The sequence below is a fragment of the Acidobacteriota bacterium genome (genome assembly GCA_016700075.1).
Taxonomy (GTDB): Bacteria; Acidobacteriota; Blastocatellia; order Pyrinomonadales; family Pyrinomonadaceae; genus OLB17.
In genome coordinates this window covers 3,031,697-3,046,280 of the sequence record CP065000.1, presented here as the reverse complement: position 1 = coordinate 3,046,280, position 14,584 = coordinate 3,031,697, and the positions used below count along the sequence as shown (strand labels likewise).

General features: G+C 54.9%; 12 protein-coding genes. 3 read left to right on the top strand and 9 right to left on the bottom strand.

The window, feature by feature from the left end:
- Positions 1-4: 4 nt before the first annotated feature.
- Together IPM50_13780 and IPM50_13775 are read right to left on the bottom strand one after the other, a co-directional pair.
- Positions 5-1,132 carry a serine hydrolase gene (locus IPM50_13780; GenBank protein QQS32709.1) on the bottom strand — a complete coding sequence of 376 codons (1,128 nt, stop codon included), beginning with the start codon at positions 1,130-1,132 and terminating at the stop codon, positions 5-7.
- The gene (locus IPM50_13775; GenBank protein QQS32708.1) at positions 1,129-2,109 is read right to left on the bottom strand and encodes a Gfo/Idh/MocA family oxidoreductase; all 981 of its coding nucleotides are present in this window, start codon (positions 2,107-2,109) and stop codon (positions 1,129-1,131) included. Before IPM50_13775 ends, IPM50_13780 begins: the two co-directional genes overlap by 4 nt.
- A 46-nt stretch (positions 2,110-2,155) precedes the next feature.
- Between IPM50_13775 and IPM50_13770 the strand changes: the two genes are divergently transcribed.
- Positions 2,156-3,697: a glycosyltransferase family 39 protein gene (locus tag IPM50_13770; GenBank protein QQS32707.1), complete on the top strand. Its 1,542-nt coding sequence runs from the start codon at positions 2,156-2,158 to the stop codon at positions 3,695-3,697.
- Here the strand turns inward: IPM50_13770 and IPM50_13765 are convergent, their stop codons facing one another.
- Positions 3,698-4,630, bottom strand: coding sequence for a threonylcarbamoyl-AMP synthase (locus IPM50_13765; GenBank protein QQS32706.1), 933 nt, complete (start codon positions 4,628-4,630; stop codon positions 3,698-3,700).
- 67 nt (positions 4,631-4,697) lie between these two features.
- Here IPM50_13765 and uvrC point away from each other — a divergent pair, with 67 nt between their 5' ends.
- Positions 4,698-6,536 carry an excinuclease ABC subunit UvrC gene (gene uvrC / locus IPM50_13760; protein ID QQS32705.1) on the top strand — a complete coding sequence of 613 codons (1,839 nt, stop codon included), beginning with the start codon at positions 4,698-4,700 and terminating at the stop codon, positions 6,534-6,536.
- Here uvrC and IPM50_13755 read toward each other — a convergent pair whose 3' ends face one another.
- Positions 6,537-7,268: a hypothetical protein gene (locus IPM50_13755; GenBank protein QQS32704.1), complete on the bottom strand. Its 732-nt coding sequence runs from the start codon at positions 7,266-7,268 to the stop codon at positions 6,537-6,539.
- A gap of 46 nt (positions 7,269-7,314) precedes the next feature.
- A complete protein-coding gene (locus IPM50_13750; protein ID QQS32703.1) occupies positions 7,315-9,333 on the bottom strand; it encodes a cation:proton antiporter in 2,019 nt (672 codons plus the stop codon).
- 146 nt (positions 9,334-9,479) lie between these two features.
- Between IPM50_13750 and IPM50_13745 the strand changes: the two genes are divergently transcribed.
- Entirely contained in the window at positions 9,480-10,118 is a 639-nt protein-coding gene (locus IPM50_13745; GenBank protein ID QQS32702.1) for a hypothetical protein, read from the top strand.
- Positions 10,119-10,124: 6 nt separating this feature from the next.
- Here the strand turns inward: IPM50_13745 and IPM50_13740 are convergent, their stop codons facing one another.
- From IPM50_13740 to eno, 4 genes are read right to left on the bottom strand one after another with little or no spacing between them, the layout of a single operon-like run.
- Complete coding sequence (locus IPM50_13740) at positions 10,125-10,742, bottom strand: thymidine kinase (GenBank protein QQS34532.1); 618 nt, start codon at positions 10,740-10,742, stop codon at positions 10,125-10,127.
- A gap of 46 nt (positions 10,743-10,788) precedes the next feature.
- On the bottom strand, positions 10,789-11,745 hold the full coding sequence (locus IPM50_13735; protein ID QQS32701.1) for a glycosyltransferase family 9 protein: 957 nt from the start codon (positions 11,743-11,745) through the stop codon (positions 10,789-10,791).
- Positions 11,746-11,758: 13 nt separating this feature from the next.
- Positions 11,759-13,285, bottom strand: coding sequence for a phosphoglycerate mutase (2,3-diphosphoglycerate-independent) (gene gpmI / locus IPM50_13730; protein ID QQS32700.1), 1,527 nt, complete (start codon positions 13,283-13,285; stop codon positions 11,759-11,761).
- A gap of 9 nt (positions 13,286-13,294) precedes the next feature.
- Positions 13,295-14,581: a phosphopyruvate hydratase gene (eno, locus tag IPM50_13725; protein QQS32699.1), complete on the bottom strand. Its 1,287-nt coding sequence runs from the start codon at positions 14,579-14,581 to the stop codon at positions 13,295-13,297.
- Positions 14,582-14,584: the final 3 nt, after the last annotated feature.

Sequence of the window (14,584 nt, the reverse complement as noted above, 5' to 3'; positions counted from 1 at the left end):
TTCGTCAGTTTTCGTTGTCGAGCAATTCTATCGCAATGTCGTGAAATGTGCGCCTGACGCCGTTAATGTTCTCGAACGGCAGCGGATGAGCGTGCGTGCGGTTCGTCAGCAGCACGAAAATGCGATCCTTGACCGGATCGATCCATAAGCTCGTGCCGGTAAACCCATTGTGTCCAAAGCTGTCCGGCGACATCTTAGTCCCGGCTGTCGAATCTCTTGTTGAGGCAAGCTGGAATGCGAACGCGCGGTCCTCGTTCATCCCATTAGTAAAATTGGTTCGGAAAAGTTCACAGGTTTCGGGCTTCAATAGCTGCGAGTATTTCGGTAAAAACTGCAACGCTATTTTGAGAACGTCTTCCGCGGTCGAAAAAAGCCCCGCGTGTCCTGCAACACCGCCCATGAAAAAGGCGTTTCCGTCGTGAACCTCGCCCCAGATCACCTGAGCCCGAAAACTGCGGCCGCCGACGCCTTCAGCCGTCGGAGGAAGGAATTCAGAATGAATACACATCAGGCGTTCGTACTCATTTCCCTTTTCGCTTGCAGCAATTCGGCCCCTCAGGTCGGCAGGCGGACGAAACAAAGTGTCCGCGAGGCCGAGCGGTTCGGCGATCATTCTGTGAAACAGCACATCGAGTTCCTCGTCATATATGCGTTCCAGTATCGCGGCCAGCGTTATGAAATTCAGATCGCTGTAAATGACGCCGCCGGTATTTTCAACCGGCAATGTCCTCGCGATCTCGTCGAGAACCTCGTCCGCGTGATCGACAAGAAGATAGAAAGGCTTCCATGCGGGCAGCCGCGAAGTGTGCATCGCAAGAAGATTTACGGTCACATCGGCGTGCACAGAAATGTGAAATTCGCTAAGAATGGTTCCGATGGGCTGATTTGGATCCAGATCACCGCGTTCGATCGCGATCGCAACCAATAGTCCCGTTGCGAGCACTTTTGTGAGGCTGGCAGCATCGTAGATTGTGTCGAAGCCGGCGGGAATGACTCGGGGTTCGACCACAGCATTTCCCAGAGCGTCCTGAAAGACGATCTCGCCGTGTTCCGCGATAAGATAAACCGCCGACGGAAAATCACCCTCCGCGATACGCTCAACAAGAAATTCGGAAATTCGTTCGTTTTTCATTGTGCGAACACACGCTTGGCATGCCGGTCGATCTTCTCAAGAACGCCGACTGCGAGTGCTAGAGCGCGCCGGCCGTCTTGGCCCGTAACGGCAGGTTCGGTGTCGTTGCGGATCGAATCCAGAAAAGCGGTGATCTCGGCACGCAGCGGCTCAATATCGTTGATCTCAAGCCTGTTGATCGAAATACCCAGCAGCGGATGCGACGCCGTCGGGTCCATCGAGGTCAGCGACGCGAATTTCGTGACGTAGTCCAGAACGACGTAGGCGTTCGTTTGGTAGAAACGCGTCTTGCGGATCTTCTCGGTGCCGATACGCGAGGCCGTGATGTTCGCGACGGCCCCGTTCTCAAATTCGATGCGGGCGTTGGCTGCGTCAACTTTATCGGAAATGACCGGAATTCCCACGGCTCTGATCTCGCTGACCTTAACGTCCTCGCCGACCATCCACTGGACCGCATCCAGGTCGTGGATCATCACATCGAGAACCACATCCACATCTAGCGAGCGGTTCGGAAAAGGCGAAACTCGGTGTATTTCGAAATAAAGCGGCTTGGTGACGTGCGGCCGCAATGCCACCATCGCGGGATTGAAACGCTCGAGTTGGCCGACCATCAGCTTCGCCCCCGACGACTCGGCGGCGGCGATCATCGCGTCCGCTTCGTCTAGCGTGATGGCGATCGGCTTTTCAACGAGAACGTGGATTCCCTTTTCCAGAAAAGCACACGCGATGTCGCGATGCGTTTCGGTCGGCGTGGCGATCGATACGGCATCAACACGGTCGAGAAGCTCCCGCCAATCGGTGAATTTCCCGCAAGAATGAGTACGCGAGATCTCGTCCGCGGTCGTGGAATCCGTATCGCAGACGCCGATAAATTCGACATCGCCCGCTGCGGCGAGTTCTGCATAATTTCGAGCATGATGGCGGCCGAGGCTCCCGACCCCGATGGCGGCAACTCGCAGCTTATCTTCAGAAGACATAATTTGATAACAAGTCCCTTTTCAGCAATACTTTACATTCTTATCGATGTCGGGCGAAACCGAAAATCAAAATAACTCAGCAGTGCCGGGCGTGCCGAATTTTGTTTGGTATGCGTTCGGTATCGCGGTCGTTATCTTTTATTTTTTCGGGCTCGGTGTGCCGCTGCTCGGGCCTGACGAACCGCGGTATGCACAGGTCGCCAGAGAGATGTGGCAAACCGGAGATTGGATAACGACCACGCTCGGCGGGTTTCATTGGTTCGAGAAGCCGGCACTTCTCTACTGGTCGCAGATCGCGGCATTCAGTATATTCGGCGTTTCAGAATGGGCGGCAAGGCTTGGGCCGGCATTGTTCGGACTCGGTACCATCGCAAGTATTTGGCTGATCGGCCGCACAGAGGAAACTGTAACCGGTAGAAAGCAGCTCGCATTCTTTGCGACGCTGATAGCCGCAACGACGCTTGGCATAGTGGTTTTCGCCCGCGGTGCGAGTTTCGACATAACGGTAACCTTCCCCATTACGGCGTCGCTTGCCTGCTTTTACGCCTATGACCGCGGCGGCAAAAAGTCGGGACTCGTCGGATTCTATTTCTTCATTGGCGTCGCGTTGCTCGCAAAAGGTCTGATCGGCATCGTCTTCCCTTTTGCGATAGTCGGAGCGTATTTCGTTCTCTCGTGGCGATGGCCATCGCGTGGGCTTTTGCTAAGTTTGTTTTGGGGCTCATTTCTCGCAGCTGCGGTTGCCGCGACATGGTATCTGCCAATGTACATGCTGCACGGCTGGGAATTCATCGACGAATTCTTCGTGCAGCATCATTTCGCGCGTTTTACGTCGAATAAATATCAGCACCCGCAGCCCTTTCATTTCTATTTTTGGGTGCTGCCGCTGATGACGATACCGTGGATGCCGGTGTTTTTCGCCGGTTTGTGGAAGGCACCTAAAGCGATCTTTCGCCGCCGAGACGCAGAGACTCAAGAAGCAAATTCCGGAAATTCGAATACTCCCGATCTCCTTGCCTCCTCTTCTCCTCTACTCCTCTTCTCGCTGTCTTGGCTAGCGGTTCCGCTCTTCTTTTTCTCATTTTCCGGCTCAAAGTTGCCGGGATACATTCTTCCCGCCGTCCCCGCAACGGTGCTGATGACATCGCTGTATACGTACGGGAAAGCTGCTGAAAGCCCGCAATGGCGAAATGCCATCTTAGGACTCGCCGGATCTACTCTCGTCGTTGTCTTTTTGATCGTGGCGTTCGCACTGCCGAAATTTGCCGATCATGATTCTGTGAGATCGCTGATAACTGCCGCCGCGGAGCGCGGTCATACGTCGGAGCTTGTGGTTGGGTTTGATACGCTGCAGCACAATGCGGAGTTTTATGCCGCGGGACGCCTGCTAAGGACTGAAGACGGACGGCAGCGGCGTTTTGACAAAGACACTGAGATCGCCCAATATCTGGAAGACAGTCAGACAGGACAAATACTTATCATCGCTCCGCTGAAGCGAACGGAGACGCTCATAAATTCTGAGGTAATAACGGGTGAACTTCTGGGCGACAACACCAGATACGGCATTTTCCTGGTCCGCAGACGCTGATCACCGCTCGGCAGCACGCCGCAGACGGTCCATCAACGCCTCGCCGATGCCTGCCGATCCGACGCTCTGGCAGTAGACCGTCGCGATGCCGCGTCGGTCGCATTCACGAAAGAATTCGAAAACTTCCCTTGCGTATTCTTCGATGTCTCGACAATAACGCGAGTGTCCCCAGCCGTCGTTCTTCGTTGATAGTCCGATAAATGCTGCATCAGAACGCGGTTCCGGAGGAGTTTTGACCAGTTCAACGACCGCACGCGGTGCGTAGTGTTTGTGCCGTATGCCGGGACTTCGGCGGAGTTCTTCGCTGCCCGCGGCCGCAGTGATGTCGGGCACTATGCGGCGCAGCATTTCCATTGTCACAGAACCGCGACGCAAAATGACAGGAATGTCATCGCTGCAGTCAACTACGGTCGATTCCAGTCCGATCTCAGTCGGATCGCCGCGGAGAATGCAGTCAATTCTGCCATCGAGATCTTCTCGGACAGCTTGCCAAGTTGTCGGACTCGGGCGGCCCGAAACGTTTGCGGACGGAGCCGCTACGGGCGTTTCGCATTTGAGCAGAAACTCATGCGCACGCGGAAACGACGGCATTCTGATACCGACTGTGTCGAGTCCGGCAGTGGCAAGTTTCGACACTCTCTCGCACTTTTTCACGACGACAGTCAGCGGCCCGGGAAAGAAGGCTTCGATTAGTTTACGGGCTTTGTCGGTGACATGTTCGGCAAGTTCTCCGATCTGCGAAATATCAGCGATGTGAATGATCAGCGGATTGTCCGGCGGCCGTTGTTTCGCTTCAAAGATGCGGCGAAGGGCCGATTCATTGAAAACGTCCGCGCCTAGCCCGTAAACGGTCTCGGTCGGGAACGCAACGAGCCCGCCGCGGCGAACTATCTCTGCGGCCTCGTCCGTAGAATCTGTGATCAGCGTCCGCACGAAAATGAGTTTATCGCAATTCGCGTCGAATGTGTGCCGCGGCGTGCGCAAAGGTTAGAATAGGTCTGTGACGATCGCCGAAAAGCTCAAAACACTCCCGACCGCTGCGGGCATCTACATTCACAAGAACGAAGCGGGGCGGATCATCTACATCGGCAAGGCGAAGAACCTGCGCAACCGCGTGCGGTCGTACTTTCAGGCGAGCCGCAATCTCGATCCAAAGACGCGGCAACTCGTAAAATACATTTCCGATTTTGAATTCATCGTCGTTGATAACGAGGTCGAAGCTCTCATTCTGGAATCGAATCTCATCAAGAAACATAAGCCGCGATTCAATATCTTTCTTAAAGACGATAAGTCGTATCCGCATTTGAAGCTGACCAACGAGGAGTTTCCGAAGGTGGTCATCACACGTCGTCTGGTAAAGGACGGCTCGACGTATTACGGGCCGTTCCTGCCGGCGACGCTCGCACGCAACACGCTGAATCTGATAAATCGTGCTTTTCAGCTTCGCACCTGCGACATCGAGATCGACGGCAAACTTCCCCGCCCGTGTCTGGAATATCATCTGAAACGCTGCCTCGGCCCGTGCGTGAAAGGGCTGTGCACGCCGCAAGAATACGCCGAGGCCGCCGCGGACGTCAGAACGCTGCTGGACGGCAAGAACAAGGAGCTTGCGAAGTCGCTTGAGCAGCGAATGTGGCAGTTTGCAGAGCAGGACAAATTTGAGCTTGCCGCACGCTACCGAGATCTGCACAAGACCGTGATCGCTCTCGGCGAAACGCAGAAAATGGCGACGACCGCCGACCGAGACGTCGATATCGTAGGGTTTTACCGCGAACGACAGCGAGTCGCTCTGCAGCTTTTTACGATGCGTGAAGGCCGCATCGTCGGACGCCGGGAGTTCTTTTGGGAGGACCTTCCAGAAGACAATACGTTCGATGCCGCCGAATTTTTGGGCGAGGTTTTGGCTCAATATTATTCGACGGATTACGTACCGCTGGAGATACACGTACCCATCGATTTTGCGGATCGTGATGTCCTGGAGCGAGCATTGACCGAACGACGCGGGCGTCGAGTGAAGATATTGGATCCGAAACGCGGGACAAAACGAGAGATGGTCGAACTTGTAGAAACCAACGCAAAGATCGCATTCGAGCAGCGTTTCCGCGTGCTCAAGCCCGATTCGCAGAAGGTGCTCGAGGAGCTTCAGGAACTGTTGGAGCTATCGTATTTTCCGGAACGCATCGAATCTTTCGACATCTCCAATATTTCCGGTGCTGAGAACGTGGCCGGCATCGTCGTTTTTGAGAACGGCAAGCCCGCACGCCGTGATTACAGGCGATTTATCATAAAGACGGTCGAAGGAGCGAATGATTTTGCTTCGATGCACGAGGCCGTCCTTCGGCGTTATCGGCGGCTAATTGACGAACAAAAACCGCTGCCGCAGCTTGTTTTTATTGACGGCGGCAAAGGGCAATTGTCGGCGGCCGCCGCGGCGATGCGTGAACTAGACCTTGAACAAATTAAACTTGTCGGCCTCGTCAAACCGCCGAAACGCCACAAAGACATCTCACATCTTCTCGTTCAGGGCAGCGAGGACCGTCCTATACCGTTTGACCGCAATTCGCTCGCGTTTCGCCTGATCTTGCAGATCCGCGAGGAGACACACAAGACGGCCGTCGAATTTCACCGCAAACGCCGTGAGAAACGGGATTTCTCATCTGAATTGTCCGAAATTCCCGGCGTCGGCGAAAAACGCAAGATGAAACTGCTCCGCAATTTCGGCTCGATTGAGAGAATAGCGAAGGCCCCAGTTGATGAACTGAAGCCCTTTGTCGGACAAAAGGCCGCCGCCGAAATAGCTGAACATTTCGAAAGGCAGAGGCAGACTACGGCAAAGTGATCACGGGCCGTCGCACCCGAGGTCGCGAACGCGAGTAAACAGTTTGCGGAATTCTTTTTCGGCGGTTCCGTCGCTCTCGACGCGAAAGACCGTCTCGTTGACGCAGTTCCACCATCCAAAACCCATCACCTCGACCAGAGCAAATTTCATTTTGTCGGGCGATGCCACCTGTTCTTCGAAATCTCGGCGAAGCCTTTCGGGCTCTGAATTGACCGAACGCGAACGCTCGTTCACCTCTCGCCATGTCCGCAAAAGTGCATCGCCGCCGGCTATCAGAGGCTCGGCATATTTTGCCTTGCATGCGTCTGCGCCACGGTAAGTACGAAGGACGGACGGCTCGCTGTGTGCTGCGATCGTAACGCGTGAAAGTTCATATACCTGACGCATCTCTTCGAGCTTCTTCTCCCGAAGGCGTTGAAAATACGGCACATTGACGATCTGGAGTGCATTGATAGCAGCCTGCTGTTCGCGGAAATCATCGTTGAGCTTATCGAGCGACAGCAGCGGCAGATCACGCGGATGAAAAACAGTGGCCCACACGGAAATGCTGTAACTGCCGGGCTCGATGAGCTTTACGGTATCCGACAACTGCTTTGCGGTGTATTTTTGCGAGTTATAGGTTCCTTGATAATCGCACATCATATCCGACCATCGGAACGTGCGTGTCTGCCCGGAAACTTCAGCGATCAGAACGAAACAGAATAGTGCAGAAAGTAAAACTAGAGATCTCATAATTTCCAATTATAACTTCAACAGTAGTTCAGTGCCGACCGAAGAACTACGGATTGAAGCCGCCGATATCTCCATCAGGCCGTATCATCTCGATCGCTTTTTCGATCTTGGCTGCGGAGCCGGATATCAGAAGTGTATCGCCTTCGCACAGAGTGTAGTTTGCTCCCGGACTGACATTTGTGTCGTCCTCGTGGACGACCGCAAGAACCGTTGCTCCTGTCTTCCCTCTCAGGTCCAGCACGCCAAGGCTCTTGCCGACAACAGGCGATCCAGCTTCGACCCGGACGGTCTCCGTTACGAGCTGCTGCAGCACCGTTTCAAGCGATGCCGCTGCCGGCTGCGGTATCGACGGGCTGCGGAGCATCTGATATTTTTGGCGCCTGACACGTGCGATCTGGTCTTCGATGGTCGGCCGGGGCATTCCGAACCGGTGGAGTACGCGCGCGAAGATCTCGATACTTGTCTCAAATTCTTCGGGTATTACCTCGTTCGCACCGAGGCCCGTCAGTTCAGTGATCTCCGAGGTGTAGCGTGTTCGGACGATTATGTGCACATTGGGATTGCACTGCCTTGCTTGAGTAACGGCACGGCGGGCCGCGGGCGGATCTGAAAGGGCAAGTACGAGTACCCATGCCGTGTCTATGCCTGCGTGGATAAGGACGTCGCGCCTCGTAGCATCGCCAAAATTGATCTTTTCACCATCTGCCTTAGCCTTTTTTACCACGTCAGCCTGCAGGTCTAAGATGGTGTAAGGCACGCCGACGGTGCGAAGAACGCGAGCCAAATTGCGACCGTTAAGGCCGTAGCCGACTATGATCACATGCTGCGTTAGGCCGCCGCTCGACGTCATGTGAATGTCGTCCTCGCAGTTCTCGATCTCGCCGCGGCTGCCGTCGCTGAGCACTTTTTGCATGGCAAAGCCGATATTCGGTGCCCACGCGATCAGGAACGGCGTTGCGAGCATCGATATTACTGATGCCGCCAGGAAGCTCTGATAATCGGCGTCGGGCAACAGGCCCGCACCTTGCCCGGCCTTTGCCAATACGAACGAAAACTCACCGATCTGTGCCAGACCGAGGGCAGCGACGACCGCGACACGCTGCGGATTGCCTAAAATTCGCACGACCATCCAGACGATCAGTGCTTTCATCATCATCAGTGTCACGACGAGGACAGCGACGAATCCGATGTTCTCAAACAACGTCGCCAACGACAGCAGCAGTCCGATCGAAACAAAGAAAATGCTGTTGAAGACGTCGCGAAACGGGAGCACTTCGGTTTCTGACTGATGGCTGTAATCAGAATTCGCGATCACAACACCCGCAATGAAAGCTCCAAGTGCGAGCGACATTCCGAAATGCGATGTCGCCCACGAAAAGGCCATCAGAAGAAATACGACGGTCAGCAAGAAAACTTCCGGGCTGCGGAGGCTGACTATCTTCGAGAGCAGCGGCTGTATCAGAAACCACGACGCGACAACGATAGCTGCCATTGCTACGACCGAGATAGCGAGCTGTTTCAATGCCTCGGCAAGCGTCATCTCGCCGGCGTTGCCTATCAGCGGTATCAGCAGCAGCATGACCAGAATACTGAGATCCTGAAAGATCAGGATGCCGATGCTGACGCGGCCATGAGGCGAATCGACCTCGTTGCGCTCAACGTACGATTTCAGGACTATCGCCGTGCTGGAAAGTGCGATCAGGAAACCGAAAAAGAGTGCCTGATTCCAAGCCCTGCCGAGCAAGAACGCGATAAGGGTCACTGCCGCGATGGTTATCGTCACCTGGAGCCCGCCGCCGATCAGGACGTTCCGCCGCATCTCCTTGAGCCGCGTTGGCGAGAACTCAAGCCCGATGGTGAACAGCAGCAGCATGACGCCGATCTCAGCCAAAACCTCAATAGCACTGGTATCTTTTATGAGGCCGAGGCCGTAGGGCCCTATTGCCATGCCGGCGACCATAAAGCCTGCGATGAGCGGCAGTTTCAACCGCACGCAGATAAACGCCACCGGTACAGAGGCCAGCAAAATGATCAGCAGGTCGGTAAAAAGCTGTGGCGTGTGCATCGCGAATTGAAATCAGATTATAGCGTAAAGCAGTGCTTCAGTTCCCTATTGAATATGCACATAAGCTTTTATCGCCGGTCCATTTTTGCAATTTACGTCGTTTGAAATCAGAATTGACGTTGATTCAGAAGTAGTAGGAGGAAAATATGTTCAGATCTTTTTGGCCTTTGGGCCTGTTGGTTCTTATATTGGCATTTTGCGGACTTGGCGATCGGCTCAAAGAAATGTCGGGCGGATCAAATGCGAGTTCCAACACCGCGACAGCACCCGCAAAAGATAAGAAGGACGATGTAGAGGTCGAAAAAGCGACACTTAGCGGCGCACAGCAAGCGATAAAGGACGGCGGAACCGAGGTAAAATGGGAAGATCAGAACATCTCCTTCACCATGCCGGGATCGTGGAAGAAAATGAACGTCAGCAAGCAGAGCTTCAATTACGGCTCGCCTGACAACGCTTTCCTGATCGCGACGATCTCAGACCTGCCATCGTCGGTACCGGCTGATGTCAGCCTGAAAGCGACCTACGAATCGGCTCTCGAGAATCTGAAACAGGGCAAGTACGAGAAGGTTCGCTGGGTCGAGATCGACGGCATCAAGGGTGTCGAATGGTGGGAATCCATGCCGCAGGACAAAGGCGACCCTCGGCGGCATCAGTGGATCGCGTTTCGCAATTATCAAGGCCAGAATCAGCAGCTTAATATAATGCTGTCAACAAAAGGCTCCAATTTCGACAAGCATCGCGACGATTTCCCGGCAGTGATGTACTCGATGAAGATCGCGAAATGATCGCGGTCAGATCATCGTCGGCGTATCAGCATGGGGCACGAAGCAGCGTCTGCAGCGTGCCTCATATTTGTCTGCGGCACCAACCTCGACCAGAGCGTCGGAATCCATCGTCCGCTGCGAATAGTTCGCCGTCGAGCCGCATTTGACGCAGATGGCATGAGTTTTCGTAATGAACTCGGCGATCGACAGAAGATGCGGCATCGGGTGAAACGGCTTTCCGGTGTAGTCCTGATCGAGCCCTGCAACTATGACGCGTCGGCCTGAAGCGGCAAGCTGATTTACGGCGTCAATGATCGCATCATCAAAGAACTGACCTTCGTCGATGCCGACGACCTCCGTCTCATCTTTCACTAATGCCAGCATTTCCGCGGTCGATGATACCGGTATCGACATGTGGGTCTGGCCGGAGTGCGACGCGATCTCTTCCACAGAATAACGGGCGTCGATCTTCGGCTTGAAGACCTGTACGGTCTGCCTTGCGATGCGGGCACGAGTAAGGCGGCGGATCAGCTCTTCAGATTTCCCCGAGAACATCGAGCCTGCGATAACCTCGACCCAGCCTGTTCCGTTCTGACGCACCTTTCTCCGCTCCTCCGAATTATCGAAAGCAAATTCTTCTATCATCATCGGTCAAAGGTTAAAGATTATCACCGGCGGACGCCGTTGTCATTCAGACTCCGCTATCACGGCACAACTGTGCGAACGCAGCATGAACATCATCGACCGTGATGCCACCGATCTCCGCATTGTTGACGACGGCGAGCTTGTCTGCCAGCGGAAGATATGTCGACGGGGCTCTCTCATCCAGCACAAGCACGATCGGGCATCCGGAACATGCCGCAAGATGCATCGGCCCCGTGTCATTGGTGACAAAAGCTCTTAGTTCTCGGGCCGCCGTGACCATTTCAGCGAGGGTAAGTCCGGGAACCGGCACTACCTCAGCCGGGAAATAGCGCAGTATCTCGCTGCTATTTGCCTCTTCTTCCGGACCCAGATAAACGCGGCATTCGTAACCGTCGCCGATCAAACGGCGGCTGAGTTCACCGAAATGCCCGTAAGGCCAGCAACGGCTCGGGTGGCCGGCTCCCGGAAACAGGCCGACGGCCATTTTACGTCCGTCCTTCTCTGCACCCGGAAAGCGGAATGAGGGCTTCTCAACCTCGATCCCAAGCGGCGTTAAAGCATCAAGATATCGGCGTGTCAGGTGGGCAGCAGGATCTTCTTTCGGCGGCGGCGGCCGGAAATTGCAGAGGTAATTCAGCGATCTGCCGCGGCGGTCCGCCAGAAGGCGATGCTTTGCACGAGAAACGAATGCAAGCAAGTTCGTCTCTGAAAGGCTGTGCAGATCGATCGCGAGGTCTACATCGAGCCGACGTATCTGCCGGACAAGTGAGAAGATCTTTGCAATAGAGCGAAGTTTCGGCCCGTCGCGGAGTTCCACACGGTCAACGGCGATAATGTCGTCTGCGACGCGTGCCATCTCGATCACCTGCGCAGGCGATCTGCCGCAGACGGCGGTAATTTGAGCGTTGGGAAAGCGTTCGCGGATGGCGGCAAGTGCAGGCAAACCGAGTATCACATCGCCAAGCTGGCCGAAATGCAGTACAAGAATGTTCTTTGGTTCCAACGGTGTGAATTGATCAGATCAAACGCAGATCCGAGCCTGTCATATCTATCGGTTTATCGATGCCGAGCATCGAGAGGATCGTCGGCGCTATATCGGCAAGCGTTCGCCCCTCGGCAAGCTGAGCGCCCGACGCGTCACCGGAAACCAAATGAAAAGGAACCGGATTCATTGTCGGTTTGTGTCTCTGTTCGTCCCTTTCCGCAGCCATTTCCTCACAAATGCCATAAGAAGACGTGACGAGCAGTGTTCCGCCGAGTTCCTCGGTCTTTTCCCAAATGCCGCCAAGACACGTATCGACGAACTGGATCGCCGCGACCGTCGTTCCTACATCGCCGGACTCGGCGGCAAGTCCTGCCGCCGGAAGATTTACGATATAGACCCCTTTCTTCTCCGTCTCGATCTCGCGTCGGAATCGATCGACGATCTTAAAGCTCTGCGATTCGGGGTATGTTTCGCGGCCTCCGTTCCCGAGGACGATCAGCTCCTGTTCAAGTCTGTCAGAAAAGTCATTGCGGCCGTCAAAAATGCCGGCGAGATGTTCCTGACGGGCCGGTTCGGTGATCTTTTTGATAGGAATATGCTCTTCTGTCAATATCTCGGAAAGTGAGCGTTTGAAAGGCTCCTGACGAAATGCTGAGGGCAGATTGAATGAACTTTCATAGTCGGTCAGGCAAACAGTCTCGACGATAGGCTTTGCAGTATTCGCACCGCCCGGCATACAGAGCGAACGGACGAGCTGCTTCATACCGTCGCCGCGGTGATTAAAGAAGATGACGAGATCGCCATTCTTGACCCGTGCCACAGGGATGTCGGGTGCCCTTTCCATGACTATCGGAGCGATGAATTCGTCAGAAATACCCCGAAGGAACGAGTTACGCACGGCAGCGACGGCATCTGTCGCACGTTCGCCCTCGCCGTGGACGAGCATCGTGAATGCACGAGCCGTTCGCTCCCAATTCTCGCCCGTGTCCATACCGAAAAACCGTCCGCACATCGACGCGATCTTTCCGACACCGATATCGGCGAGCTTGATCTCAAGAGCTTCGAGGTAGATGTCGGCGGTACGCGGAGCAACGTCGAGGCCGTCGAGGATGCAGTGAATGTTCACGTCATCGAGGCCGAATGACTTCGCCATCCGCAGCAATGCAAAGAGATTTTCAGGACTTGAATGCACTCCGCTGTCGCTCAGCAGGCCGATCAGATGAACCGAATTCCTGCCTTCTTTCGCCTTGGCGAACATGCGGGTCAGGACAGCGTTTTTCTCGAATTCTCCCGAAACGATGGCGTCGTGGATCATCGCGGCCTCGGTTCGTACTTCGCGTCCCGTGCCGATCTTCAAATGTCCAAGTTCCGGATCGCCTGCGGCAGAGTCGCCCGATTCGCCGTCAACGGCTGAAAGCGTTGTCATAGGAAAACGCCGGCATATCTCATCGTAATAAGGTGTGTGGGCTCCTGCGATGGCGTTGGCACCTGTTCGCGGGGCATAGCCCCAACCATCAAGGATGGCCAGAACTATCGGGCGTTTTTCGGCAGTTGTCATACTCCGCACCTACGAGATCTGATAAAAGGCCGCACGGCCGGGATAGCGTGCGTAGTCGCCGAGGTCTTCCTCGATACGCAGCAGTTGATTATATTTCGCAATGCGGTCACTGCGGCAAAGGCTGCCGGTCTTTATCTGGCCGGCGTTCGTCGCGACCGCAAGGTCTGCGATGAAAGAATCTTCCGTCTCGCCGCTTCGGTGCGAAATAACCGCGGTCATGTTGTTCGTTCTTGCAAGTTCAATGGCGTCAAGCGTTTCTGTGAGCGTCCCGATCTGATTTACCTTGATCAGGATCGAGTTCGCTGCACCTTCGTCGATCCCTTTTTGCAGGAACTTGACGTTGGTCACAAAAAGGTCGTCGCCGACGAGCTGCACCCTGTCGCCTACCAGCCGCGTAAGCTCTTTCCAGCCGTCCCAATCGTTCTCTGCCATGCCGTCCTCGATCGAGATTATCGGATACTTGTCGCACCAATCTGCCCAATATGCTGCCATTTCGGCCGACGAAAGCTCGCGGTTGTCGCTTTTGTGAAAGACGTATTTCCCGTCGCGGTAGAATTCACTTGACGCCGGATCGAGTGCGATCATTACGTCGTCGCCGGCGGTATATCCGGACTCTTCGATGGCCTCCAAGATCGTTTCGACGGCCTCGTCGTTCGATTTGAGGTTCGGTGCAAAACCGCCTTCGTCGCCGACGGCGGTCGAATAGCCGCGGCTTTTCAGCACTCCTTTCAGATTGTGAAAAATCTCGGCACCGCACCGCAGTGCCTCTCCGAAACTTTCCGCTCCGACCGGCATTACCATGAATTCCTGAAAATCCACGTTGTTGTCCGCGTGTGCTCCGCCGTTCAGGATGTTCATCATCGGCACCGGAAGCGTTTTCGCGTTCGCACCGCCGATGTAGCGATAGAGCGGCATTCCCTGATACGTCGCTGCGGCGCGTGCATTAGCGAGCGATACGGCGAGAATAGCATTCGCTCCAAGTTTCGACTTGTTTTCCGTGCCGTCAAGCTCGATCATTGTCCCGTCAACCTCGGTCTGATCGAGCGAATCGAGGCCTTCGAGTTCGCGGCCGATCACCTCGTTCACGTTGTTTACGGCGTTCAGCACGCCTTTGCCCAAATAGCGGGCTTTGTCGCCGTCGCGGAGCTCAACCGCCTCATTCTCGCCTGTCGAAGCACCGCTCGGCACCGCTGCGCGTCCCGACGTGCCGTCCTCAAGTATCACCTCGGCCTCGATGGTCGGATTGCCGCGGCTGTCCATTATCTCTCTTGCCCAAACCTGATCGATATAGCTCATTAT